The 24,371-nt window shown below is 39.2% G+C and carries 19 protein-coding genes; 12 read left to right on the forward strand and 7 right to left on the reverse strand.

Translation table 11 applies throughout. The features are described from left to right. Positions 1–146 precede the first annotated feature (146 nt). Positions 147–1,247 carry a hypothetical protein gene (locus A2536_02080; protein OGF47404.1) on the forward strand — a complete coding sequence of 367 codons (1,101 nt, stop codon included), beginning with the start codon at positions 147–149 and terminating at the stop codon, positions 1,245–1,247. Between the two features lie 26 nt (positions 1,248–1,273). Then, the gene (locus A2536_02085; protein ID OGF47405.1) at positions 1,274–2,179 is read left to right on the forward strand and encodes a hypothetical protein; all 906 of its coding nucleotides are present in this window, start codon (positions 1,274–1,276) and stop codon (positions 2,177–2,179) included. A gap of 175 nt (positions 2,180–2,354) precedes the next feature. Here A2536_02085 and A2536_02090 read toward each other — a convergent pair whose 3' ends face one another. Continuing rightward, positions 2,355–2,903: a dCTP deaminase gene (locus A2536_02090; GenBank protein OGF47406.1), complete on the reverse strand. Its 549-nt coding sequence runs from the start codon at positions 2,901–2,903 to the stop codon at positions 2,355–2,357. Positions 2,904–3,344: 441 nt separating this feature from the next. Between A2536_02090 and A2536_02095 the strand changes: the two genes are divergently transcribed. Continuing rightward, on the forward strand, positions 3,345–4,259 hold the full coding sequence (locus A2536_02095) for a hypothetical protein (GenBank protein OGF47407.1): 915 nt from the start codon (positions 3,345–3,347) through the stop codon (positions 4,257–4,259). Positions 4,260–4,359: 100 nt separating this feature from the next. Here the strand turns inward: A2536_02095 and A2536_02100 are convergent, their stop codons facing one another. After that, a complete protein-coding gene (locus tag A2536_02100) occupies positions 4,360–5,763 on the reverse strand; it encodes a hypothetical protein (protein OGF47408.1) in 1,404 nt (467 codons plus the stop codon). 483 nt (positions 5,764–6,246) lie between these two features. On the opposite strand from A2536_02100, the gene A2536_02105 reads away from it, so the two are divergent. From A2536_02105 to A2536_02120, 4 genes are all read left to right on the forward strand, one after another. Continuing rightward, positions 6,247–7,167 carry a hypothetical protein gene (locus A2536_02105; GenBank protein ID OGF47409.1) on the forward strand — a complete coding sequence of 307 codons (921 nt, stop codon included), beginning with the start codon at positions 6,247–6,249 and terminating at the stop codon, positions 7,165–7,167. Between the two features lie 148 nt (positions 7,168–7,315). Further along, positions 7,316–8,140, forward strand: coding sequence for a hypothetical protein (locus A2536_02110; protein ID OGF47410.1), 825 nt, complete (start codon positions 7,316–7,318; stop codon positions 8,138–8,140). Between the two features lie 166 nt (positions 8,141–8,306). Beyond that, positions 8,307–9,599 carry an adenylosuccinate lyase gene (locus A2536_02115; GenBank protein OGF47411.1) on the forward strand — a complete coding sequence of 431 codons (1,293 nt, stop codon included), beginning with the start codon at positions 8,307–8,309 and terminating at the stop codon, positions 9,597–9,599. A 42-nt stretch (positions 9,600–9,641) separates the two neighbouring features. Beyond that, complete coding sequence (locus A2536_02120) at positions 9,642–10,619, forward strand: hypothetical protein (GenBank protein OGF47412.1); 978 nt, start codon at positions 9,642–9,644, stop codon at positions 10,617–10,619. Between the two features lies 1 nt (position 10,620). On the opposite strand, the gene A2536_02125 is transcribed toward A2536_02120, so the two are convergent. After that, positions 10,621–12,843: a hypothetical protein gene (locus A2536_02125; GenBank protein ID OGF47413.1), complete on the reverse strand. Its 2,223-nt coding sequence runs from the start codon at positions 12,841–12,843 to the stop codon at positions 10,621–10,623. 157 nt (positions 12,844–13,000) lie between these two features. Here A2536_02125 and A2536_02130 point away from each other — a divergent pair, with 157 nt between their 5' ends. The 3 genes from A2536_02130 (at position 13,001) to A2536_02140 (ending at position 16,827) form a co-directional block, all read left to right on the forward strand. Beyond that, the gene (locus tag A2536_02130) at positions 13,001–13,855 is read left to right on the forward strand and encodes a hypothetical protein (GenBank protein OGF47414.1); all 855 of its coding nucleotides are present in this window, start codon (positions 13,001–13,003) and stop codon (positions 13,853–13,855) included. 223 nt (positions 13,856–14,078) lie between these two features. After that, positions 14,079–16,325 (forward strand): hypothetical protein, encoded by a 2,247-nt coding sequence (locus tag A2536_02135; GenBank protein OGF47415.1) that lies wholly within the window; start codon positions 14,079–14,081, stop codon positions 16,323–16,325. Positions 16,326–16,332: 7 nt separating this feature from the next. Continuing rightward, positions 16,333–16,827 carry a hypothetical protein gene (locus tag A2536_02140; GenBank protein OGF47416.1) on the forward strand — a complete coding sequence of 165 codons (495 nt, stop codon included), beginning with the start codon at positions 16,333–16,335 and terminating at the stop codon, positions 16,825–16,827. Positions 16,828–16,887: 60 nt separating this feature from the next. On the opposite strand, the gene A2536_02145 is transcribed toward A2536_02140, so the two are convergent. Then, entirely contained in the window at positions 16,888–17,811 is a 924-nt protein-coding gene (locus tag A2536_02145; GenBank protein OGF47417.1) for a hypothetical protein, read from the reverse strand. Between the two features lie 121 nt (positions 17,812–17,932). On the opposite strand from A2536_02145, the gene A2536_02150 reads away from it, so the two are divergent. Continuing rightward, complete coding sequence (locus A2536_02150; GenBank protein ID OGF47418.1) at positions 17,933–18,694, forward strand: hypothetical protein; 762 nt, start codon at positions 17,933–17,935, stop codon at positions 18,692–18,694. Positions 18,695–18,843: 149 nt separating this feature from the next. Here A2536_02150 and A2536_02155 read toward each other — a convergent pair whose 3' ends face one another. The 3 genes from A2536_02155 to A2536_02165 form a co-directional block, all read right to left on the reverse strand. Beyond that, complete coding sequence (locus tag A2536_02155) at positions 18,844–20,082, reverse strand: hypothetical protein (protein ID OGF47419.1); 1,239 nt, start codon at positions 20,080–20,082, stop codon at positions 18,844–18,846. Positions 20,083–20,233: 151 nt separating this feature from the next. Further along, positions 20,234–20,614, reverse strand: a complete 381-nt coding sequence (locus tag A2536_02160) for a four helix bundle protein (GenBank protein ID OGF47420.1) — start codon at positions 20,612–20,614, stop codon at positions 20,234–20,236. Between the two features lie 117 nt (positions 20,615–20,731). Next, positions 20,732–21,322: a repressor LexA gene (locus A2536_02165; protein OGF47421.1), complete on the reverse strand. Its 591-nt coding sequence runs from the start codon at positions 21,320–21,322 to the stop codon at positions 20,732–20,734. A 266-nt stretch (positions 21,323–21,588) separates the two neighbouring features. On the opposite strand from A2536_02165, the gene A2536_02170 reads away from it, so the two are divergent. Further along, positions 21,589–24,180: a hypothetical protein gene (locus tag A2536_02170; protein ID OGF47422.1), complete on the forward strand. Its 2,592-nt coding sequence runs from the start codon at positions 21,589–21,591 to the stop codon at positions 24,178–24,180. Positions 24,181–24,371: the final 191 nt, after the last annotated feature.

The following is a 24,371-nucleotide window of genomic DNA, read 5'->3' on the forward strand; positions in this document are numbered from 1 at the left end:
CCCGTATAATTATTAACACGGGTCACAAAAGAATAAAATCCTTGATTTTTCAGTGCAAAAGTTATGGCTTAATTTGCTTGTTGCGGAATCGCTGCATTTACGGCTAAAATGTTGAAAAAAAGGGTTTATTGGTGTATAATTAAAAAATGAAAAAACTTTTAGTAATTACCCTTCTTTCTTTCTTTCCCTTTTTGTTAATAGGACAAGATACAGGTAATACACCGGCTGCCTCCGGCCCTGAAAATAAAAAACTGAAAATTGCAATTCCGGAATTTGTTTATTCAAATGACCCTCTTTCTACCGCAGTTGTCGCTTGCCCTGCCTTTGTTGAGGAATTTAAAAAAAGTTCTATTTACGAAATAATTGAAAAAGACGAATATGAAAAACTTTTGAAAGAAAACAAACTTGAGGACTCTTCCTGCCGGACGGCTTCCTGCCTGAAGAAAGCTGCGAAGCTTCTTTCTGCCGATAAGATTATACTTGGCATGATCACCAAGACTATGGGAAGATATACTGTTGAAATAAATGTTTTCGATAAAGATACCAATGAAATTAAAAATACCCAGTTTTTCAAAGTGTCTTCCCTGGGTGTCTTAAAAACAGAGACTGTGAATATTGCCAGAAAAATATCTGCAGGAATAATTGAATCTAAAAAAGGTGAGTCTAAATTTGACGAAATGATCAGGAAGGCTGAGATAAAAAATGTGCGCGAGCCGGACAGTCCGGCGCAAATTATTAAAATTGGATTGGGAGCTTTTGGAGGTCTTTCCAAACTCCTCACGGGCTATGATTCATATGTCAGAAGGAATTATTACGGAGGCCTGCAGGTTCATTTACGGCCTTATGAGAAAAACAAACCTTCAGATCTTAGTTTTGGTTTTGCTTTTGACGAAATCCCTCTAAGTTTACCTGAAGGAACCTATGGACAGACGGAAGACATTGCGAGTCTTACCGGCTATTTACATTATAATCCGTTCCCGGTTTTTATATTTCATCCTTATGTAGGGCTCGGGCTCGGCGGTTATTTTGACTATATTACGGTGGATACCCCCGCTTCGGGTTATATGTCTTCAATGTATTTTTTTATGGGTTTTAATATAAACGCAGGAGCGGAGTGGAGAATTAATGATTTTATTACCTTATTTGGAGAGGTTAAATATCATTTTCTCTGGGAGCCCGGCAAAGGCGGTATGTTCTTAGCCAACCATCTGTCTGTTCAAGGAGGTGTAATATTCTTCCTATTCTGAGAAAATTCATATTAGCGGTTTGTGCCTTGTATCTTTCGGCTTCCTTCCTCGGCTGCTCGAAACGAACTACTGCCGTGCTTTTAGAGCCGGCTCTTTCCACTACCTCGGTGTCGATTATCTGTCCCCAGGTGGAAAATTTTGGTTTTCCGAATAACAGGGCGTTTGTTTCGGTGCAGGACCAGACCGGGACCGCAATAACTGATTTTGCTCTGGGTAATTTTGTAGCCTCAGAAAACGGTACCCCCTGCGTGGTTCTTGGTTATAAAAAGGTCAATAATATTGCGGACCCGCTTTCTACGGCAATAGTGATAGACAGAAGCGGCTCTATGGGTTGGTCCAGCGCAATGAGTGATGCTAAAACTGCTGCGATTGCCTACGTTAATGCTATGGCGGCCACGGATTTTGCCGAGATAGTATTGTATGATAATGAAGTTGAAGTACCTCAGACTTTTACCAATGATAAAGCCTTGTTGATCGCGGCAATAAATTCTGCCTATGCAAGAGGCGGTACAGCTACTTTTGAGGGGGCTGTTAAGGGCGCGGATGATCTCAGTCTTCGCTCCGGCAGAAAAACAATTCTTGTTATGACGGATGGGGATGATGCTTCCCAGCTGGAAACAGAAGCAACCGCGATAATAAAAATAAATAAAGCGGGTATTGCTGCTTTCTGCGTGGGTTTTGGCGGCAGCGCAAATATGACTAACCTTGATAATCTTTCCAGGGGTACAGGGGGGCAATCTTTTACCGCGACTACACTAAATGAACTTATAGGGAGATTTACAGGTATATTTTATATTATGAACAACCTTGTGGAAGTGGACTTTCGAAGCAGGATAGGAGACGTACTACCGCTGGATAATACAAGGGAGTTAACAGTCTACCTTAACTATACAGGTTTGAATAAAAGCTGCAAGAAAAAGTATGGTTACTGAAAATCAAGCACTAAGATCAAAGCACTAATAACTAAACAATCACTAAGAATAAAGTACTAAGCATTAAAAAATGGAGATTATAATATAGGTTCAATGGTTTTATTTAAGATTTAGCGTAAATCCTTAGAAAACCCACGGGCGTGAGCCCGTGGTAGTTGACTTAGTTGATAAATTTTCATATCTTTGCGTGTGTTATGTTTTTCTGTGCCTGATACTTGCCTTTTTTATCCGCATAAGAAATATCGCATACTTCTGTAGCTTCCAGAAAAATCAACTGGCCGATTCCTTCGTTTGCATATATTTTTACGGGAGAAGAAGAAGAATTGACTATGGATATGGTCGCATAGCCCTCCCATTCCGGTTCAAACGGGGTTACATTTACGATAACACCGACTCTGGCATAGGTGGATTTGCCGGTACAGATGGTCACAATATTTCTTGGAATTTTAAAATACTCTACAGTCTTACCTAAAATGAAAGAACCCGGAGGTATAATACAAAAATCAGCTTTTTTTATGCCAAACATTCCGGGCTGAATATTTTTTGGATCGAGTAGTGGGAGTATTTTTGGTATTTGAAACTCGTCTGCTATTCTAAAGTCATAGCCGTAAGAACCGACACCAAAGGAGATAACGCCTTTTCGCACCTGTGCTTCAGCGAAAGGAGTAATCATTTCTTTTTCTTTCGCCATCTTTATTATCCATTTATCAGGTTTTATGCTCATGTAACCATTTTACAGCAAAAGACGCTGTTTGTAAACTCCGAAGTAGAAAGCATGTCGTTATTGACTTACATAATATTAAAATTCAGAAGGATTTCGGGTTCGATTCCGCTTCCACCAGTGATATAGGGCGGATCTTTTGATGAGATTGCAAAACTACTGGATTCCACTGATTATACAATAAACAAGAAGGCTTTATTAAGTTCTAATTTGAATCGTTCTACTTCGTTTTTGGGGTTTGACCGGAAATACAAAGTAGACGGAAAATTAAGTATTATGGTCTGATGGCCCGGATAAAAAATTGATATTCATCAAGAGAGCAGGTACTTGCTCCACTTTTCTCTATCTGTGCCGTCTCTTTTGTATCTGTGTCATTAGGTCCGAATTTGGACCATGGAAATATCTAAAATAATTGACTATAATACTGATATGAAGAAGATACTAATGCTAATGATATCGCTCAATGCTTTTGTGCATTGTCTTAATTGTAGTTCCTGCGGCTTTGGAATAAAAGGTCAGTACTGGAAAGGGAATGGACAATACGGCGAAGTGGTCTACTGCGAAAATTGTTATAAAAATCTGAGAAGATGTGATATATGCAAACGTCCTGATGCCAATCTTATATATGACGGAAAAATATATATTTGTTCTTCCTGTCAGTCTTCTTTGCCCAAGTGCGCAGGTTGTGGAGCGATTATAAATGGACAGGCATGGAAAATGCTGGAAACGGAGAAAATATATTGTAATAAATGCCATTCTACCGGAGATGTTTGTGATGTTTGCAGTTCTCCTATCCCCGGCGGGCAAGCGACAGTGCTGGAAAAAAAGCGGAATATTTGCCTCACTTGCAGAGACAGTTCAGTAGCTGATTTAAAAGAAGCAGAAAGTATCTATATGGAAGTTGTAGCTTTTATGGATAAAAGACTTAATTTGAGAGTTAAAGAAACTGTACCGATTAAGATGGTCAGCAGGGAGGAGATGAAGAAGGTTGCCTCAAATAATATCAAGGAGAAAGACCGGCTTTTTGGGCTTTTTGTCACAGAAAAGAAAAAAGGATGCATATATTTTCTCTTTGGCACGCCCCGCTATATGACTCTTTATACTCTTGCTCATGAGTTTGTGCATGCGTGGCAGAATGAAAATGCGGTAAAGAATCAGTCGGATAAGATATCTGAAGGTTTTGCGGAATGGGCGGCTCATAAGATTCTTATAGAAAAAGATGACAGAGAAGCTGCCAGATTAATAGAAAATAGGACAGATGATATTTATGGTGCAGGTTTTAAATATTTTAAAAAGTTGGAAGAAAAATCAAGCACCTCTTCTGTTATTCAGCATGCAAGGTACTATAAGGGCAAATAATATAAAAACAATTACTAAGAATTAAGCACTAAGCACTAAAAAGGAAGATATTTAAAATAAGTACAATGATTTTGTTTAGTGCTTAGAATTTAGATCTTAGTTATTTGTTTTTACGTTTTGTTGCTATAAGTAGCCCTATAATTGACAAGAAAGCAGCCCCTGAAACTAATACAGACACATCAAATACCATTTTGTATCTTGGCTCGTCTTTAGTTGTAATCAGAGAACCGGTATAAGAAAAACCGCCTTTCATTTCAACTCCTTTTGGTCTCCAAACGTTCATGTTAACTGAAAGGGAAGTACAAAGTAAAATCAAAAGTATCGCGGAAACAAGAGCAATTAAAACTGTTTTTTTTGCTCTTGTTATAAAATACTGTATTCTTGAGGCCGAAATAACAGTAAGGAAAAGTACGGGGATTATAAGTATTCGGGTGGAAACTTTTTCCGAGTTAAAGGGCGGTATTGGCATCCAGCCGAACTTGCTTAGAGTTAAAACAGTCATTATTCCGATAGGCCAGTAAAAAGGCTTAAAGAAATCTTTGGAATTTCCTTTTTTGCAGGAAAAATATATTCCAAAAACCAGTATAGCGGAAAAACCAATAAGGTCGATAAAGGTGTTATATTCTGTCCAGCTGCTTTGCCATCCTAAAGGTGTAAAATCCGGTGAATGCATTATTATCATGGATTCCAGTAGAGTGATAAGAGAGTAAAAACCTCTGACCTGGGCACCGGCATTTGCGTAGTAAGTTGCTAATGCCGGAGCCAGCCGGAAAGCAAGTAATAGCGCTGAAAATAAAATGGCAATAAAGGAATATTTCCGCAAAGGTTTGTTCGAAATTCCGGTTAAAAAGAGAAGCAGCATGCACCATGCGGCAATATGAAAACCACCGGTTATAAATATGAAAAAGATAGAGAAGGAAATTTTACCTGCTGCTCTTAAAAGATGTTTTCCTTCGGAGAGTTCAAGCAGAAAAAGAAAGAAGTAGGGCAAAAGAAAAAATCCTACCCACATGTAATGTCCTCCGGAAATGTGGGCGACCAGATGACCGTTTAAAAAGAAAATTAAAGAGAGAAAGGCAAAAGCAAAAAAACCAAGCCGGAGCTTTTTTCCGAGAAGTAAAAGACCGAAGAACCCTGTTATAAACATAAATATAATGTTTATGTACATGAACTGTCCGACATCCAGCCATTTGAGAAGAATTATCTGAGGTGAAAAGTCAACCTCGGGAATGGCTAAAAATCTGTTTGTGGTCTGATATTCCCGCGTAATATGGTAAGGGGTTATTCCGTTGGTTACTGCTTGTTTTAATACGGAATAGTAATCATATTCCTTATTCCAATCAGAAGCAGGATAAATAGAATTTAAGTTCAGAAATCCGGACCAAAGTCTGAAAAGAATAATCAGCAATAAAGCGAGAAAAAACAGGTTTAATGCTTTATCTCTTTTAGAGGCAGAAGCCTCCTCGAAAAAAGCTCTTTTTAATGATGCTAAAAAACTTTTCATTGAATCTCCCGTACTTATCCTTCTGTTTTCTAAATTAGTATATAACTTTTCTTATTGTATATCAAGTCCCGAAATCCTAAGTAGAAAACGTCAGACTGGGCGGATCAGTATTTAAGTTTTGAGGGATTACGGGTTAGATTTCACTGAGTATGAAGTAAGAATATATTGTAAGTCTTAATTTGACTGGTTCTACTTCGTTTTTAGGGATCCGAAGTGTGTTTTTGGGACTTTTGCCGTAAGGATTTTTCATAAATTAGAGAAATGCAGATATAATAAAAGAAAAAGAAAACAGAAAAAGATCCATATATCGGCAGGTTTGAACATTTCTACTAAAAAAGAATAAAAAGAAAACCATTGTCCTATTGGTGATTATCTCACTTTTCGCAGGTTATCCCCGTTTTTATTTTTCGGTCATGAGAAATCTCTGTGGGGTTAAGGGCTTTTCTTGACTTATACCGGATTTTCTTGTAAAATAATAGAACTATGAGTTATGAAGAATTTTATGGATTAAAAGAAGAACCTTTTGCAATAACACCGGACCCTAAATTTTTCTATGAAAGTGATCAACATATGGGGGCCTTAATACGTGTACAGCATGCTATTGATTCGTCAAAAGGCCTGTGTGTGGTAATAGGAGATATGGGGCTTGGTAAGACTTTTATTAGCCGGAAAATATTGGAAAAACTTCAGGCAGACGAAGGTAAATATGAGGTTTCCCTTCTTATTGTTATCCATCATGAAATTACAGCGGCGTGGCTTATCAAAAGAATAGCTTTATCTCTTGGTATCGAGTTTCCTGCGGAAGATAAATCCACCCTGATTTCTCAGATTTGCAGGCAGTTGATTCAAATAGATGACTCCGGGAAAAAGACTGTACTTTTGATAGATGAGGCGCATATGCTTCAGCTTAAAGAAATTTATGAAGAGCTCAGGGGTCTTTTAAACGTTGAAGCTCGTAACCACAAATTACTGAATATTATTCTATTGGGACCGCCGGAGCTTGAAAATTATCTTCAACTTGATCCTCCTCTGGTTTCCCGAATCGGGCTTAAATTTACTTTGAAACCGCTTGATCAAAAAGCAACGGCGGGTTACATGACTCACCGTTTGAAAGTTTCCGGAGCCGGAAGAGATATTTTTACACCTGAAGCCTGCGAGATGGTTTTTGCCGCCTCCAAAGGTGTACCAAGACTTATAAATACTATAAGTGATAATGCGCTGCTTGAAGGCTATCTGGAAAAGAAAGAACAAATAGGACCGGAAATTATCGCTACTGTTGCTGAGTCGCTTGGGATTAAAAAACAAGAAGAAGCAGCACCTTCCGGAGAAGTCCAGCCTGAAGGTCAGAAAAGTAAAGATGAGACGACAAAAAAGAAAAAAGTAGGAGATTGGTATTACACTTAAGAGCAGCAAATACAGCAAGGAAAGCAGGAGAAGCAAGAAAAGCAAAAAAAGTAAGAGAAGTAAAAGAAGCAAGGGAAGTGGAATAAAGTCTAAATATTAAACCATAAATCTTTGCGAAATCCGCCTGGGCGGATAATATAAGGAAAAGATGAGTTACGAGCAGCACTTTGGGTTAAGAGAACAGCCGTTTGCTATTACACCGGATCCGCGTTATTTTTATGAGAGCGATCAGCATATGGGAGCGCTTATCCGCATTCAGCATGCCATTGATTCCGCGAAGGGGCTTACAGTTGTTATCGGGGATATAGGTCTTGGTAAAACTTTTCTAAGCCGGAAAATTCTTGATAAAATGCAATCTGAAGAAGGTAAATACGAAGTTGCATTACTGATTATTATTCATCACGAAATTACTGCCGGCTGGCTGCTAAAAAAGATCGGGGTACAGCTTGGTATTGAGAGTCCGGCGGAAGATAAGTCCATGCTGATTTCTCAGATTTGTAAGCAATTAATATATATTGATGAAGCGGGAAAAAGGGCAGTGATTTTAATAGACGAGGCCCATATGCTTCAAACACAGGATATTTACGAGGAGCTTCGGGGTCTTTTAAATGTTGAGGGAGGTACTCACAAGCTTTTAAATATTGTGCTTTTTGGCCCGCCTGAACTTGAAAAATTTATGCAGCTTGACCCGCCTCTGGTTTCAAGGATAGGTCTTAAGGTTACTCTTCGTCCGCTTGATATGAATGCTACAGTCGGTTATATTAATCACCGCGTAAAAGTTGGCGGTGCAGCCAGGGAAATATTCACACCTGAAGCCTGTAAGCTTGCTTATGAATATACCAAGGGTATTCCAAGAATTATTAATGCTACCTGCGATAATGCACTTTTAGAGGCCTTTATACAAAAAAAGGACAGAGTGGATCCGTTTATCATTGAGCAGGTTGCCACAGATTTAGGGTTAAAGAAAGAATAGAAAATAAGTTTATAAGGTTCCTAAAGTTTATAAAGTTAGCTTTTTTTGAGAGGAAGGATATTTACATGTCAACTCTCGTTGACATAACGAAAAAAAGATATGAGTTTTTACCTTAAGAACTTTATAAACCTAAAAACCTTATAAACTATAACTCAAGGAGCTTTTCATGATAAGTCGCTATACTTTACCTGAAATGGGCGGTATCTGGACGGATGAAGCAAGGTACAGAAAATGGCTTGCCGTTGAAGTTGCAGTTTGTGAAGTTCTGGCGAGTCGCGGGGAGATGCCAAAAAAAGCCTTCCTTAATATAAAGAAAAAGGCTGATATCAACGTAAAACGTATTGAAGCCATTGAAGAAAGAACAAAACATGATGTTATCGCGTTTAAACAATGTGTGGATAGTTATATAGGGAAGGATTCGATATATTTTCATAGGGGACTTACTTCTTCCGATGTTCTTGATACAGGACTTGCTCTGCAACTAAAAGCCGCTGCGGATATTCTTATAAAAGATATAAAAGAGACTATAGCTATTCTTAAGAAAAAGACTAAGCAGTATAAAAACCTTCCAATGATGGGGCGCACTCACGGAGTTCATGCGGAACCGACTACCTTCGGGCTAAAACTTGCGATTTGGTGGAAAGAGATGGAACGTAACCTTGTGAGAATGGAAAGGGCAAAAGAGACAATCAGCTACGGAAAAATCTCCGGAGCTGTCGGAACGTTCTCAAATATTGACCCGGTTATAGAAGTTGCAGTATGTAAAAAACTCGGGTTAAAGAATGCGTCTGTTTCAAATCAAGTGATCCAGAGAGATCGGCACGCTGAATATCTTTCGGTTATAGCAATAATCGGTTCATCCCTCGATAAATTTGCCACTGAAATCAGGCATCTCCAGCGCACGGAAGTTTACGAAGCGGAAGAACCGTTTGCGAAAGGTCAGAAGGGTTCCTCCGCCATGCCGCATAAGAGAAATCCTATTACCTGCGAAAGAATATCAGGGCTTGCCAGACTACTCCGGGCTAATGCGATAACCGGCTATGAAAATATTGCGCTCTGGCATGAACGTGATATTTCACACTCTTCCGTAGAAAGGGTGACTCTCCCGGACAGTACTATTACACTGGATTATATGCTTCATAAATTTAACTGGCTCATGGATAATCTGAACGTCTATCCGGAAAACATGATGGATAATCTTAATAAAATGCAGGGGCTTATGTATTCTCAGAAAGTTCGCATAGCTCTCACAAACAAAGGCATGATCTACGACCAAGCGTATCAACTGGTTCAGGACAGCGCGATGAGGGTATGGAGAAAAGAAGGAAGTTTTAAAGAACTGCTCTTAAAAGACCCGCGGGTGAGTAAATATTTAACTTCTGACGAACTTGAAGCGTGCTTTGATATGAACGCCTATTTAAAGAATGTTAAAAAAGTGTTCAAACGGCTGGGGGTCTGACTTTTTAATTCTAAAAACGGAAAAAGCAAAGGCTTTTAACCGATGAGCAAAAATAATCTAGAATATATATTTAAAGAACAGGAACACCTCCTCTCTGTGTTTTTCCACGGAGTTAATCCTTCAGTAACGCAAAAAATAGACAAAGACACCTTTTATCTGCTATATAGAAATAATCAGCCTTCCCCGGATCTTGAAGCGCTTACAAAAACAATAAAAGAAAAAACAAAAGAAAATATTGCAGTTGAATTTATTAACACGAAAGACGAAAAGGAAAAATATTACGTGTTTCGTAATGCGAAGCTAATATACACTTCTGACTACCCGCAAACAAAAATATATATTGATGAAACTATAAGATTTGAATATGGAGTTCAAAATGCAAGGAAGGTAGATCCAAGAAGTACAAGAAGATTGGCTTCTGAAGATGAACATTTGGCAGATAAAGTAGGCAGAATAAATGAGTACAGAATATTGTTTGTTATTGTAAACACTGTCGTTGTGGTTATTGCAGGTCTCCTGTTTGCAAAAAGCAGAGGTGCCATAATCTCTATTTGGAATGGAATAGTGGTTTTATTATTTTTTGGAGTTGTTATTTCTGTAGGTTTTTATTTCTACAAGCTGCTGGCAACTCTGTATTTTTCCGACAGGGGAAGTAAATACCAGAGAGGATACAGCCAGGCAAAAGCTTATATATTAAAAAAACAATATGACAAGGCGATTTTAGAATATAAAAAAGAAACAGATGAAAATCCTGCCGATTATGAGCCTCATTATCAACTGGCGCAGCTGATGGAGTCTTTGGGGCATTATGAAAGTGCAATACCGGAATTACAAAAAGCGGTTCAAAAAGCAGAGGAAAGAGAAGTTTGCGGACACATCTTCCATTATATGGCAGAAATATATCTGTATAAAATAAAAAACAACGTCAAAGGGAAGCATTATTTAAATAAGGTTGTACGTGAATATGGGGATACAAAAGCGGGGGAAAGAGCGAAGATAATGCTGGAGAAAATATCCTAAGCTATCCGGCGAGGGCGGCTTCGGCGGCTTGTTTTACGTATTTGTTCCTGTCTTTCTTTGCTTTTTTAAGTATTTTTCTGGCGTCTTCTCCTCCAATTAAACCGATTGCCTGAGCTGCGGCTCCCCGTATCCGAACGCTTTTAGGCTTTTGCCAGAGGGAAGTATATAATATCTCCTTTAAAAGTTTTAAACCTTCAGGGTGTCTTATCTTACCAAGAGCCAGACAGGCTTCTATTTGCAGGGTTTCTTCTTCCTCTTTTGTGAATTGGTATTTAGGAGCTGCAATCCGTCTAAGTCCTGAGAAAGCCTCTTGATATTCAGCATTTCCGAGTATTCTTATAACCTCCTGCTTTATCAGTGTATTAGTATCGGTTAAAGCCTTGTTAATTATCGATAAAGCCTGCTGGCTTCCGATCCTTGAAAGCGCAAGCAAGGACTCTTTCCTTACTTTAAAATCAAAATGCATAGTAAGTGTATCCAGTCTTTGAAGGACTAAAGGATGGCCGGGAAAAACATCAAGAATTTCGATAATTCTATAAATATTCATAATGGGTGTCTTATCAGTTATACAATTTGCAAGTTCGGCTATGGCAGCATCACCCATAGATTTTACAAATCCGGCCAGAATACGTCTTTTCCTCAGATGTTCTGTTTCGGTGAGATGTCTTATAAACTGGGGATAAAGCTGTTCTTTCAGTTTAACAAGAATTTCGAATGCGCGGTCTTTTACTTCTGATTTCTCGTTGACCAAATCCTCGATAAGTAAAGTAACATTCTCTTTTTCGATAAGCTTCCCCATTACCTCGGCTACATTTTTATTGTTTTCCAATTCATGGTTTTTGAAAATACCCACCAGTCGTACGGCATTTTCGTAATTACCTTCAAGGATTTCCTGATTTATTTCTTCCTTTATGCACTCGCTTAGATTACCATAAATGGCGCTGTCCTTCTCCACGTCAAGAATATCTCTCAATCGTTCGCTGAGATATCTTGTAATTTCCCTGTTACCGGAATCCTTGAATTTGTTAAAACCGCTTTTAAGGACTGCAGCAGCTTTTGCTCTTACAGATTTGTCCTGCGAGGACAGGTTGGTGCTTACCTTGTTTAACAACTGTTTTATTGTCTTGGTTTCCCCGAGTGCCGCAAGTTTACCAAGGGTATTACTCAAATCTTCCGTCATATCCGCGCTTATGAGAGCCTGGGGGTCAAGGCCTACAAGACTTTTAACCATCTCATTGACATCTTCTTTATTTTTTACATCCTCTTTAGAGGGCTTCATCCATGGTGGCATAAGCTCTTCTGCGTTTTTCTCCATTACAAGGCCATAGAGGTCGAACATAACCTGCTGGTTTTTTAGCCATAAGGTGTACCTGTGAAAAATATCACGAAAATGAGAGACAGTGGCTTCGGTGCATTTTTCAGGGCTTTCTTTATTTTGCTGCTTAAGGTAGGAATACTGATTTACCAGGGATTCTGTTATTTCTTTTATTTTATCAAAAGGAAGTCCTGCCAGACTTTCCTCAATTACTTTTTCGACTTCAAACGGCAGTTGTTTTTCTATAAGCTTGATTAAAGAAGGTACATCTATACTGAGCAGGCGTCCTATTATTTTATTTTTAGCGGTTTCTTTCGCATCCAGGCTTAAGGAGTTACTTGCTTCTTCTGCTGCTTTTTGAATAGTTGAAAGAATATCTTCGACATTTTCCCCCTTCGAGGCCAGAAGATCCGCCCCTTTTTCAAGGACGACATCCCTGGAATCAAGGGTTACATAAAGATTAATGTTTAATTTCACATGCTCTGCATTTATAGCTGCCAGTTCTTCTTGTACCGCCTGAAGTCCCTTTTTCTTTGCAAGTCCTTTAAGAAATATTTTTATCTCATCAGGTGAAATTCCGGGAAGAAAATCAACGCTTCTAATTTCATTTTTTTTCATAAGGCCGATAAAATTGTCTGCCCATATTTTTTCTTCTTTTTTGGAAACAGATTCTTTGCCGTTTATTATAAGCTTATTTTCGGCAATTCCAAGAGTGATATGCCCGAATTTGCCTGCGAGCATCTCCATAAACCCGACAACGGTATCAAGAGATTGCATAAATATGGGGTTTTCGTTGTCGTAGAGCCGGAGCTGGTAAGTAGCAAGTATGATATTATGCATAACTTGTGCTAAAATCCGTTCATCCTGCTCGTTTATTGGTTTGTCTTCTCCGATTCTTTTATAATCCATGTATATAGTATACCAAAAAGGAAAGATGAAAAACGATATAAAATCAAAAGGATAAAGTGATAAGGGTGAATATATTTGATTGATCCGGGTATATGTTTAAATATTGGATGGCAATATTTTCATTGAAAAGCACTGTTTTCACTGCTAAAATTAGATTATGAGCTATCTTGATTACTATAGTCTGAAAGAACCGCCTTTTGCCAATGTTCCGGATTTAAGATATTTTTATTCAAGTTCTTCTTTTGGGGAAGCCTATAACAAACTGATATTGACAATAGAAAACTCAAAACAGTTAACGACAGTTTATGGAAAATGCGGGCTGGGGAAGACTGTTTTAAGCCGTAAGTTATTTAATTCTTTTGAGTCAGCCCCGGATAAATATGAAGCGTTTCTTTTGGTATGTATTCACAGCGATATGGGTGCAGGTTGGCTCCTGCAAAAGATGGGCCGTCAGCTTCATTTGGATCTTTCAGGCGTTAATAACTCTGATTACTTTGAGAAAGTTGCGGGTAAACTGGAAAGTATTTGTGAGGCAGGTAAGCACATAATTATTATGATAGATGAAGCCAGTATGATTGCAAATATGGAGGTTTTTGAAGAGATAAGAGGACTTGTTGATTTTATGGCCGATAATAAGTATATGTTTTCCTGTATTTTCTTTGGTCTTCCGACGCTTGAAGAAAAACTTTCAACAAATCAACCGCTTCAGCAAAGAGTCGAGGCAAGGGTGGTGCTTTCTGAGTTTCCTACAAGCTCTGTCACCAAAGATTACATTGAACACCGGCTTAGAATTGCAGGTTTGCATGAGTCGATATTTACCGAAAAAGCTTATCAGTGTATTCATTTTTCTTCCAGGGGAAATCCGCGCCTTATTAATATTATAGCCGACAATACCCTTACCGAGGGACATCTTCTAAAAATAAAACAGCTGGATGAAAGAGAGGTCGAACGGGTAATAATTGAAATGGGTTACAATACCAGGATGAAAAGCTTGTTTCTGGATGCACAGTAACTCTCTTTAGCAGGTTGCTGAAAAACTCTTTTTAAGATTTTTTCAGCTGCAATTTTTATTATTTTACCCGCCATTTGAGGGCAAATGGCGAGGTACCAGGCTGATTAAAGTCCATTATTTTAGTTTTTCAGCAGCCTGTTAGAAATTCTTAAGACAGCAATCACTATGCATAAATGCCTGCATCTTTCCTTATGTTTCGAGTATTGAACGACACGCAGTATTGATGTATAATAAAATGACGATGGAAAAAGAAAAATTACCTTCATATTTAAGAGAAATAGTTAAGAGCAACCTCCGCGAGGAAAAACTTCTCATTGTGTTAAGTTCCGATATAAAAGCAGACGGCTCTTTTGGCGAAGAATGGCTTATTGTTACAAATAAAAAGCTGTTTGTTTATTCCGATAAAGGGGAAAAGCTTCAGACCCTTAAATTAAGCGAACTGAAAGAAGTTGAGGTAGTTGATCTGATAGGGAGCAGTGCTTTAGAAGTGAACACCGGAAAACACATTTACCGTATTATTTTGTATTCCAACGCCAGAAATTCCGAATTTTATCAGGTGGCCGAAGATATAAATAACATCATTAAGGGAAAAGAGATAGCGACTAAAGGCAGAGTTAAGCAAAAAGTAATCTGTGAAATCTGCAATCATCCTATACCTGAAGAATTTGGAAAATGCCCCAAATGCACGGATAAATCGAAGACTCTCCTCCGTATCATGAGCTTTGCAAAGCCTTACAGTATGACAATTCTTCTGATTGTACTGGCAATGGTTATAGGCTCTTTTTTTGGATTAATTCCACCCTATTTAAGCAAACTTTTTATTGATTATATTTTGAAGCCGGACCCGGTTACAAAAACTTTTACAAATTCAGGATGGCTTATTTGGGCAACTATAGGTTTATTTCTTTCCTATGCCGCTCAACAGCTTTTTAGCGGATTTTTTCTGGAAAGACTCTCAGGTTCACTCGGCTTCAAAACTGTTTACGATGTGCGCGCGGCGGTTTATGAAAAACTTCAGGAACTGTCAATGTCCTATTTTGATAAGAACCAGACGGGCGCGATTCTAGCCAGGGTTAATCAGGATACCGGTGAACTTCAGAGATTACTGGTGGACTTTGTTCCTGTTACCCTTGAAGGTATTATTATGTTTTTTGGAGTCGGGGCGTTTTTGGTATTTTTAAGCTGGGAGTTGACACTCTACATCTTGATACCGATTATTCCGACTGTAATATTCTTAAAGTGGATATTTCCGAAAGTGCGGACTTATTTTCATAAGTTTTACCACAAAAGATCAATGCTCTCCGTGCTTGTAAATGATTCTGTTTCCGGCATTAGAGTAATAAAAGCTTTTGGCCAGGAAAAAGTTGAAATAGATAAATTTAAAAAAAGAAGCGGTGAATACAGGGATTCCGGCATTGAGATGGTAAGGCAATGGGGAGTCTATCATCCGATTTTGCATTTATTTATTATGTTCGGGACTGTCCTGGTCTGGTATATTGGCGGGGAATTTATTTTAAGGAATAAAATGTCTTTGGGTGACATTGTGGCTTATACCGGTTATCTGAGTATGTTTTACAATCCCATACGCACTCTGACCCGCATGGTTGAAACTATCTCAAACTCTCTGTCTGCGGCGGAAAGAGTATTTGATATTGTAGATACTGAACCGGAAATTAAGGATAATCATGTGCCGGTGGAGATGAAAGAAATACAGGGTAAAATAGAATTTGATAATGCAACTTTCGGGTACAATAAGTATAAGCCTGTAATTAAAAGGATGAGCCTGGAGATACAGCCAAATGAAATGATCGGATTGATAGGAAGGAGTGGTGCCGGAAAAAGTACTATGGTTAATTTGATTTGCAGGTTGTATGATGTTAATAAAGGTGAGATACGAATTGACGGTGTAGATATAAAAAATATTAAACTTTCAGATTTACGAAGCCAGATAGGAATTGTTCTTCAGGAGACTTTCTTATTTAACGGAACAATATATGATAATATTGCGTATGCAAAACCCGGCGCGTCCAGAGAAGAAGTAATAAGAGCTTCTATTGCCGCCAATGCCCATGAGTTTATCATTAAAAAGCCTGACGGTTATGATACTGATGTCGGAGAAAGAGGCAATAGTTTATCAGGCGGGGAAAAGCAGATGGTCTCCATAGCCCGCGCAATTCTAAGGAATCCGAGAATTCTGATCCTCGATGAAGCTACTTCATCTGTTGATGTGCAGACGGAAAAAAAGATCCAGGATGCTCTGGAAAAGCTTACAAAAAACAGGACAACCATAGCTATTGCGCACCGGCTTTCAACATTAAGGCACTGTAACCGTCTTATTGCTATAAAAGAGGGTAAGATCGTGGAAGTAGGAACTCATAAAGAATTAATGGCCAAGAAAGGGCTTTTTCATAAGCTAATAACTATGCAGCGTGAATTTTCAGAGCAAGCTTCCAGGACAAGGGCTGTTTAGGGGGTATATGAATATACTTGATCCAAAAAAAATAAAAATAGAAAAAGACCTTAAAGGTTCTCTCGTTTTGAACGCAGGAGACGGAAAAAAATATCAAAGGGTAAGCTTCATTCTGCTTTTTCCTTTTACGGATACGGAAAATTATATATCAGCTGTTATAAAAAACGGCGCAGAGTATAACGAAATTGGAATAATAGAGCATATTAAGGATTTGCCGGGAAAAATACGCGGCTTTGTTAAAGAGGATTTAAAATTAAGATATTTTGTCCCCGAGATCAGGGATATCAGATCTATTGCAACAAAATACTGGTTCCATGAATTCGATGTAATAACGGATAGAGGGGAAAAAAAGTTTTACCTCCGGAATGTCAGAGAAGGCGTAAGGTTTAAAACAGACAGTAGTATTGTAATAACGGATATGGAAAAAAACAGATACAAGATTCCGGATTATAGACGCTTATCTTCAAAAGCGCGTACAGAACTGGACAGAATACTGCTGTGAAAACTACAGCAAAAAAAGAAGGAGAAGCAAGCAAAGCAAAAGAAGCAAGTTGGGGTGTTATTACTTTTGCAGGTAAATCACTATAATACCCGCCAGTCCCAAAACTATTCCGAGCCAGCCGGCAGGTTTTATCTTTTCTTTAAAGACAGCGAGAGATAGGACAAGCCCGAGAATTATAGGTCCGGAGAGAGTTATGGTAAAGACTACACTTGACGGGAGAATTCTTAATGCAGAGATGGTGCAAAAAACCCCGGCTATACTGCCGATTGCTGCTATTATTCCGTAAGAGAGGGATTTTGTAGAGTAAGTTTTTGTTTTCAAGTAAACGGGGAGAAGTACCAGTGTTCCCGCCAGATAAGAAAGAAACAGATAAACAGTTGTACTTTCTTTATAAAAAGCAACGAGTTTTTGTCCTATCCTTGGCCCGCCGCTTAAAAGAAAGGACAAAAATATTAAGATGAACCATTTAAATCCGGAAGAGTGAACTTTTGAAAAGGCTTCATTTGAGTATGATATAAGAAAAATAGCAAGCAGCGTGAGAATAATCCCGAGCAGGGTGGAAAATTGGATGGGTTCGCTCAGCAGCAAAATAGAGAAAACTATCGGAAGAATAAAAGAGGTACGGTAAATTGTGTTTGAAAAACCAAAATGTCCCAGCCTTATTGCGTAATTAAAAAAAAGAACGGCTAATCCTCCGCAGGCACCCGGAATGAAAGCAATAAGTATTGCTCTTTTGTTTATATGAGGGAGGGGACTTGTCATCAATATTATAAAACAAATGAATGTGCTTGCCGTAAAAAGTGTAATTGTAAGATCAAGAGCTGTAATATTATTCCTGCTGGCTACTTTGGCGACAAAAGCTACAGTTGTAATTCCGAGTATTGTTATTGCTATATAAAGCCATTCCATGACAACCCCTTTTTCAGTAAAAATTATTTTTGTCAACTGCACTTTACAATCAAGTTTACCATTAGATTTTAACACCAACACTCTTTGTATATCAAGGGATATCCATAAAATATTATGAAAAACAATATAAATATTGTATAATAAGAGAGAAAATAGAGTTTGGAACGGATTTTTGAAAAAACGGGGATGTAGAAAAATGAGTCAATTTTCAGGGCATTATGTTTGGAGAGATAAAGAATTCGTAAGGAAGTATATAGAGGATTTTAGAGGAGCTATTCCTTATGCTGTTGATCAAATAGAAGTAATGCTGGATGCAATAAATGCATCAACCAGGAATGTTAAGAATTTTGCCGATATTGGCTGCGGTAACGGTATTCTTGCGGGAGCGATTCTCCTTAGGTATCCGGAAGCCTGCGGGACCCTTGTGGATTTCTATGAACCGGTTTTAAGCGAGGCAAAACAGCAGCTTTTAGATCATGTCTCGAATCTAAATTTTGTAACGGCTGATCTTATGGAACCGCTCTGGATAAAAAGTGTAAAAAATAATGTTCCGTTTGATGTTATTGTTTCCGGTTTTACTATCCACCATTTTCCCGACAAGAGAAAGAAAGAGTTGTATAAAGAGATATTTAAAATGCTCAAGCCGGGAGGAATATTTATAAATATAGAACAAGTTGAGCCGGAAAGCAAACTTATTTCTGCCATGGCGAATAATGCCATCATTGAGAGTTTAAGAGAATTTCATAAAAAAAGAGGCGCGGAAAAAAGTATAATAGCAATCCGTAAAGAGTACATTGATGAATTTTCAGGAGCAGGGAATATTCTTGCTCCCTGTAAAGTACAGATAAAATGGCTTAGAGATATCGGGTTCTCAGATGTAAGTGTGTTCTTTAAGGCTTACGTTGGAGTTGTATTCGGAGGAATAAAACCGAAAATAAAAACAAACAAGAAAAAATAACTAAAATCTAAATCCTAAGCACTAAACAATCACTAATACGAAATTTAAGAATCAACTATATTTACTTTCGGCGTGTTCTTGTTTATTTGCTTATTTCTTAAATGTTATTTCTTTGTTTAGAATTTAGTGCTTAGATCTTAGTCATTGCCTTATTTCAACTTCCTATCAAAGTAGTACTTTCCAATCATGGCGCATCTTTCTTTTATGCCGAACTTTTCCGCTATTATTACGCTTGCGGGCTTTACGGAGAACTCTCCGTACTTTTCATTCAGCTGGAACAAGACCTCTTTTATCTTTTCGTCTTTCCTGGCTTCTTCGAAGAGGAGCGCCTGCCCGTTCTCTTTAATAAGCTGTCCTACGCTGATACCCAGCAAGCGCACTTTCTTTTTTAAAGGTGTTGCGGTCTTAAATATTTCACAGGCTTGTTTGAAAATAAAGAGTCCGGAATCCGTGTGCTGTTCAAAAGTAGTTTGCATTCCAAACCCCGTGAAATCCGCATAACGCACATAAAGATGAATTACCCGCCCTTTCAGGTTATACCTTTGCAGTCTTGTCGACACTTTCTCCGAAAGCATTCTCATAAAGGCCTTAATAACATCAAGGTCATAGGTGTCCTCGGGGAAGGTGTGGGAATGCCCGACAGATTTTACCTCGCGGGGCTTGTAATAAGAAACGACGGGTTCAAAGTATTTCCCCTGCCCCATGAGCTTCATCTTTGGTCCGAGTACTCCAAACTCATGTTTCATCAGATCTTCATCAGCTTCCCCGAGCTGTTTTGCTGTTTCAATGCCGTATTTACTCAGATGCTCTGCAGTGCGGTTACCTATGCCCCAGAGTTCTTTTGCGGGAAGCTTGGCAAAAAGCGCAGGAATATCCTCGTCGTTTATAATGGTAAGCCCGTCCGGCTTTTTCATATCGCTTCCGAGCTTTGCCACAAGTTTATTGGTGGCAATACCGATAGAACAGGTAAGCCCGAGCTTAGCTTTTATCTCCTGTTTTATCTTTAAAGCGGCTTCTTTCGTGGAAAGTCTTGCTCCTCTTAAATCCATAAAGCATTCATCGATAGAGTAAACTTCCACCAGATCCGTATAATGTAAAAGTATTTCATGAATTTTATAGGAGGCGTCCAGATACTTCTCCGGGTCTGCCGTTACAATTATTATATGAGGACATAACCGTTTTGCTTCAGGGATGGTCATACCTGTCTTTACCTTGTAAGCCCGGGCTTCATAGGAGGCCGTCGTTACGATAGTACGGGCGTAATTTTTATCCGGGTCCGCCCAGCCTGCCACTGCAATAGGCTTCCCCCGTAAAGCAGGATTTGCCGCCTGTTCGACGGAGGCGAAGAAAGAGTTCATGTCGATATGAAGAATATTGTTTATGGACATAAATAATATCTTGCATGGTTTGTAAGGTTTCTAAAGTTTATAAGGTTCATAAGGTTAGAGCGAAAAGAGGTTGTAAGGTTAAAGCTAGTTGAAAGATAAAGATTGTTTATAAAGTTCAAAAAGTAAAGACGAGTTAAAAGACAAATACTGTTCATATTGTCCTTTCTTTTGTGGATTTTGAAAGATATTTAATTAGACTGCTTATCATAGAACTGATGCTTTTGCAGTCGGCATAAAGATTTGCATAGACGGTATTATCTGTATATTGCTGGTCTAAGGCAACGGTCAGCTGTGCTCTTACTTCCGCGCATGAATCTTTTGCAATAAAAAGGAAACGCATAAATTCTATATTAGATTTTCTTTCAAAACCTTCTGCAATATTAGACATAATTGATACAGCAGATCTTTGTATCTGGTCCTTAAGTCCGTAATCTCTGGAAAACTCCTTATACTTGGTCAAAGTATATATCTCCTTAGTTAACTCTCTTGCCCTCTTATATATATCCAGCTCTTCAAATGTATTAACTTTCATATATCCCCCTTGTGATATTAGATTTTTATTTTGTAAACCTTTAAACTGTTTTGTTTCTTTTATCGTTCTTACCTTATTAACTTTAAAAACCTTACAAACTTTATAAACTTGTAGGAATTATCCGTATTTTCGGATAATTCCTACAACCTTCCCCGCTATTTTTATATTTTTAGAAATAATTGGTTCATACTTCGGGTTTTCTGCGGTTAATTTAACGCCGGCGGAGGTTTTAACGAATCTTTTTACGGTGGCTTCGTTATTAATTATAGCCGCTACTATATCTCCGTTTATTGCGGTTGCCTGTTTTTTTACAAAGACAATATCTCCGTCAAAGATGCCTGCGTTTATCATGCTGTCGCCTTTTATTTTCAAGGCAAAAATGTTGTCAACGTTAGAAAAAAGATAACTCATATCTATCGTGTCTTCAATATTTTCAATTGCTTCTATAGGTTTGCCCGCGCTGATCTTTCCGACGAGGGGTATACCGCCGGTACTTTGCCTTAAAAGAGTGATCCCTCGGGATAGGTTTTCTTTTAAAGAAAGAAGCCCTGCCTCTTCAAGTTTTTTCAAGTGATAGCGTATCGTCCAGGTGGATTTTAGGCCGGTTTTTGTGCAGAGCTCCCGGAGAGTGGGAGGACGGCCGTGATTGTTCGTCGACTTTTGTACTGCTTCCAGTATTTTCTTTTGTGCTTGTGTTATATTGGGCATAAAACTCCTTTTAAAACATTTACGATTAACGAATGATCCGCCTTAAGGCGAGATCTCGGCACGTAAGCGTGACGGACAATTGACAATTTAAGGAAGGCGGGAAAAAACCTCCGTCGATATTTTAAAGATCATTCACATAAGTACAATAGCACAAATGTGCTATCATGTCAACTTTGGAGTTGGGATAAAGAAAAGGGTTTTAAGAATAATGTGTTTTATGCTAATATAATGCAGGACAATAGAAAAATATTTCAAGTGGGGGTAGGATGGATCGCTTTAAGCTTAAGGTTACTCCTGTTGCCGATAAAGACGCTATTGTAAAGTTTGGCAATGCGCGGTTTACCATATTAAAAGACCGTCTTATACGGTGTGAATACTCATATGACCGGAATTTCGAAGATTCGCCCACCCAGCATTTCTGGTTCCGTCTCCAACCTCTCGTTTCATATTCCGTAAAGCGCACGGGTGAGATTATAGAAATTAAAACTAAAAAACTTACTCTGACCTATCTTGAGACAGACGAAGGTTTTACCTCCGAGAATCTTTCAATTACAATTAAAGAAAATGGCAGGACCTGGAGATATGGAGACATTGACCATGAAAATCTCCTTGGTACGGCCAGGACACTTGATAATTGCAACGGGGATTACGATCTGTTCCACTTTCGGAAACTCCATCTTTCTCAGGGACTACTTTCCCGTTCCGGCTGGTCGGTAATCGATGACAGCCGTTCGCTTCTTTTTGATAGGAACGGGTTCCTGCATCCGTGGAGGGATAGGAATTTTGATATTTATTTTTTTGGCTACGGCGATGACTACAAGGGGTGTATTACTGATTATTATGCGGTCAGCGGAAATGTGCGGATGATTCCCAAGTGGTCCCTTGGTATCTGGTGGAGCAGGTGGGAAAGGTACACACAAGCTGATCTGGAAAGAATAGTAGGTGAGTTTGAACAGCATAAAGTGCCGCTCTCGGTCTGCGTTATTGATAAGGACTGGCATCTGCCCGGCTGGACGGGGTACACCTGGAATCCAAAATATTTTCCGGACCCGAAAGGGTTTCTTGAAAGACTGCATAAAAAAAATATTCATGCCTGTATGAACCTGCACCCGTCTAAAGGTGTTGGTCCGCATGAAAAAATGTATCCCGTTTTTGCGGAGTATATGGGGATTGACCCAAAATCAAAGGTCAAAATAACGTTTGATCTTTCAGATCCAAAATTTATAGAAGGTTACTTTAGATTTCTCCATCATCCGCTTGAAAAAGACGGGGTAGACTTCTGGTGGATAGACTGGCAGCAGGGAACGGAGTCGCATATCTCAGGTCTGGACCCTCTCTGGTATCTTAATCATCTTCATTCCGCCGACTTATGCAGGGACGGAAAGAAAAGGCCGATTAATTTTTCCAGATGGGGGGATAACGGAAGTCACAGGTACCCTGTCGGTTTTTCCGGAGATACGCTTGCCACCTGGAAGTCGCTTAAATTCCAGCTTTACTTTACCGCAACCGCGGCAAACATAGGTTACGGCTGGTGGAGCCATGATATAGGCGGGTTTGCCCAGCATTTTTACAATGAAGAACTTTACGTGCGCTGGGTCCAGTTTGGCTGTTTTTCCCCGATATTCAGATTCCACAGTTCGGGAGATCCCCGGCTGGATAATCGCCCCTGGACCAAGACGGATATCTACAGAGACGCTGCAATTACGGCACTAAAATTAAGGAACTCGCTTCTCCCTTATCTTTATACGATGGCCTGGAAGAACAGGTGCGGGGGACTTCCTCTTATCCGGCCGATGTATCATGAACATCCGAAGGATGAAAACGCTTATGCCTGTCCGAATCAATACTACTTCGGGGACAAACTTATCGTTGCGCCTTTTGATGAAGCGGCTAATGAAGATACTCTCATGGCAAGAAAGCCCGTCTGGCTTCCGAAAGGAACCTGGTATAATTTCTTTAACGGTAAGGAGTATAAAGGCGGAAGATGGTATGCGCTTCACGGCACGCTGAAAGACATCCCTGTTTTTGTCGCTGCCGGCGCGGTCAAACCACTAAAAGCGGAAGACGGTTCTTTGGATATTGTGTTGTTTAACGGTAAGGGTTCCTGCGATATTTATGATGATGATGGGGAAACGGTAGGTTATAAAAGCGGAGAGTATACCTTCTCGACCTGTCGGAGCGAGTGGAAGGGGAAGAGCGTCACTTTTACTATGGAGAAAAAAGCAGGCGATCTGGAAAATGTTGCGCCGGTGAATCTGGTTTTGCGGGGTGTTAACGGAAATGATATCGCGAGTATTACTATGAACGGGAAGCCGTACAAAAAGTCCCGTTACACCGCGGATAATGATTTTAGAATAGAAGGTCTTATCTTTGATACAAGAAAACCTTTTAAAGTGGTTGCGGTTTTTGAAGAGGAAATAAAACCTATTCCTGTCTTTGAACTTCATGATTTTGAAAAAGTGATACGGACTTTTAACCTTCCGACTTCCACAGCAGATGCAATACTGGGAAATATGAAAAAATATTTTGGCTCTCCGGAAAAGCTTGTTAAAGCGCATCACGAATTTACCTCAAGCCATCTTAAGGCTTTGTTCGAACTCAGCTGTGATGTAGGGTTTTACAACGAACTCTTGTACGACGGAAGAGAAGTAGTTGTCTGGTGGAACGAGAGAAAACTCCCGGAGTTTGAAGCACACCTTTCCCTCGGTTTAAAATATGCAGAAAACCGCCCCGCCGGAAGTATAGATCACCCCCCTGTTTTCATCACCAAAGAAGAAGTAAAAGCCGGCTGGCGCATCCACGTAAACTACTTTAACGTAGCCACGAACGAAGTGGATAGGTACTTTTTTAAACGATAGTTAAAGCAATAACTAAGAATAAAGCACTAAGCACTAAAAATGATGATGATTTAACTCAAGAGCAATGTAGTTGCCTGATTCATCAGGCGTTTTTAAAAAGCCCGATAAATCGGGCAACTACATAAAAAGAAGTAAAAAGTGGCTGGCGCATCCACGTAAACTACTTCAATGCTGCCACAAATGAGGTGGAC

It is taken from the genome of Candidatus Firestonebacteria bacterium RIFOXYD2_FULL_39_29 (assembly GCA_001778375.1).
In the GTDB taxonomy this organism is placed as follows: Bacteria; Oederibacteriota; D2-FULL-39-29; order D2-FULL-39-29; family D2-FULL-39-29; genus D2-FULL-39-29.